The organism is Vibrio sp. 811, assembly GCF_033339195.1.
Window position 1 is genome coordinate 1 of record NZ_JAWOUB010000881.1, and the last position, 533, is coordinate 533.

Genomic DNA, 533 nt, shown 5'->3' on the forward strand with positions numbered 1-533 from the left:
CAGTAGAAGATGTCAGCAAAATGCTGCGTCTTAACGAGCGTATTAGCTCCGTTGATACCCCAATTGGTGGTGACGGTGAAAAAGCGCTTCTGGATATTATTCCTGACGCAAACAACTCTGATCCAGAAGTGTCGACTCAAGATGATGACATCAAATCGTCTTTGATCCATTGGTTGGAAGAGTTGAATCCAAAACAAAAAGAAGTGCTTGCACGCCGTTTTGGTTTGCTTGGTTATGAGCCGTCTACGCTTGAAGAAGTGGGACGAGAGATTGGTCTTACCCGTGAGCGTGTACGTCAAATTCAAGTGGAGGGTTTACGTCGACTTCGTGAAATTCTAATTAAACAAGGCCTAAATATGGAAAACTTGTTTAACGTCGAAGACGATTAATACTAAGCTTTCTCGAAACACAAAGGGCTATGGATAACCATAGCCCTTTTCTGTTTTAGGGGAGATTAGATATTCTCGTTAAAGCATTTTCTTCAAACGATACAGCTCTTCAAGGGCTTGACGAGGTGTTAAGTCGTCTGGATC

At 42.6% G+C, this 533-nt stretch carries 1 protein-coding gene; it reads left to right on the forward strand.

The genetic code is table 11. The annotated features are described in order from the left end of the window. A partial coding sequence (locus R7Q46_RS29920; RefSeq protein ID WP_318078686.1) for a sigma-70 family RNA polymerase sigma factor occupies window positions 1–389 on the forward strand: 389 nt, incomplete at its 5' end. Window positions 390–533: the final 144 nt, after the last annotated feature.